1 protein-coding gene is annotated in these 1,988 nt (G+C 51.0%); it reads right to left on the bottom strand.

The window, feature by feature from the left end:
• The coding region (locus ACFYU8_RS31435) for a condensation domain-containing protein (RefSeq protein WP_390307250.1) at positions 1-1,988 on the bottom strand (1,988 nt) is incomplete at both ends.

Genomic DNA, 1,988 nt, shown 5'->3' with positions numbered 1-1,988 from the left:
GTTCCTTTGACGAGACGGACAATGCCTCGATGGATGACAAGCGTTCCTTTTGGCAACCCGGTAGAACCAGAGGTGTAGATCACGTAAGCGAGACTCTCCGCTGTTGTGTCAATGTCAGGTGCGCGTTCACTTTCTTCGGCAATCATCGCCCAGTCGCGATCCAGACAAATCGGCGTATGCTCTCCAGATGGGAGTGACGGTAGAAGTTGCTCCTGCGTGAGCAAAACAGTGACGTGAGCGTCGTCCATCATGTATGCCAGACGTTCTTTAGGATAATCCGAATCGAACGGTACATAAGCCCCACCAGCTTTGAGAATCCCGAGCACCCCGATCAGCATTTCAAGAGAACGCTTCACGCAGATACCGACGAGTGAACCTGAGCGAACGCCTTGCTTTTGCAGGTAGTTGGCTACCTGGTTGGCTCGTGTCTCTAGCTGGGAGTAGGTGAGCCTCTGCTCTCCCGATACGACTGCAATGCGATTCGGGTAAAGCATCGCGGTTTGCTGGAACAATTGATCCACGCGTTGCTCCCGTGGGTAAGCAGTCGTGGTGTCGTTCCATTCCACCAGCAGTTGCTCCCGCTCTGTCTGAGGCAACAACTGCAATTGGGTAATGGTCTGCTCCGGCCTCTGAACGATGGCTTCGAGTAATTGATGGAAGTGCTGTGACATACGCACTATCGTCGTTTCATCAAACAGCGCTGTATTGTACTCAAACGTTGCGATCAATCCGTTTTGTTTTTCTGCCATCGTCAACGTCAGGTCGAATTTGGCGGTGACCAGGTGTTTGTCCATATCGAATTCCGATACGCGAATGCCAGCCTTTTCGTCTAAATCTAGCTGGAAGTTTTGGAGGACAAACATCACTTGGAACAGCGGCGAGTAGCTGAGACTACGCTCTAGCGCCAGTTCATCGACCAGTTTTTCAAACGGAAGATCCTGATGGGCATAGGCTTCTAGCGCCGTCTCCTTCACTCTTGCCAGCAAGTCACGGAATGTCGGTTCCCCTGACATATCCGTACGTAGCACTAATGTATTAATGAAGAAACCGATGAGCGACTCGGTTTCCTCCCGATTTCGTCCTGCAACCGGGCTTCCGACGAGGATGTCTTCCTGTCCACTGTAGCGGTAGAGCAAAGTTTGGAAAGCAGCCAGCAAGGTCATGAACAACGTCGATCCTTCTTCACGGCTGAGAATACTCAACTTTGCTAACAGTTCAGATGAAAGCGTAATGGTATACATCGCGCCATCATGGCTTTGAACGACTGGACGAGGACGATCAGTCGGCAAAGCCAATAGTGGTTCGGCATCGACTAGCTTTTCTTTCCAGTACGTTAGCTGTTGCGTAAGCACATCTTCTTCCATCCACTTCCGTTGCCATACAGCGTAATCGGCGTACTGCAATGTCAGTTCGGCTAATATAGGTTCTTTACCGTGAACAAATGCTTCGTACAGTTCTCTCATTTCTTTGATGAAAATACCGATAGACCAGCCATCGAAAATAATATGGTGCATGTTAAATAAGAAGACGGCCTCTTGCTCGCTTATGCGGATCAGGGTCGTACGGAACAACGGACCTTCGCTCAGGTTGAATGGCGTAGCTGCCTCTCTTCCTGCCAAACGCTGTGTTTCTGCTTCGCACTCGTCCGCTGGTAGCTCCCGCAAGTCGATTACACGTAGCGACTGCTCTTGGTAAGGGTGAATGATTTGTACAGCTTGCCCATCTACGTGGCCAAAGGTTGTCCGCAAGCTTTCGTGGCGCTGAATCAGTACCTGCAAGCTCTTGTTCCAAGCCTCCATATTCAGATCCCCGTGCAATCGCATCGCAGACGGGATGTTGTACAAGGCGCTGTCTGGCATCAAACGATCCAGGAACCACAGGCGCTGCTGCGCAAAGGACAAGGGCAGATGACCTTCCCGTGAAACAGGTACGATCGAAGCTCCTGATGTTTCTTGCAAAAAGCTTCCGAGTGCTCCGGATAGTTCTGC

Source organism: Brevibacillus sp. NPDC003359 (genome assembly GCF_042878995.1).
Taxonomy (GTDB): Bacteria; Bacillota; Bacilli; order Brevibacillales; family Brevibacillaceae; genus Brevibacillus.
Note: the sequence above shows the minus strand (reverse complement) of the source record. Positions and strands in the feature narration are given on the sequence as shown.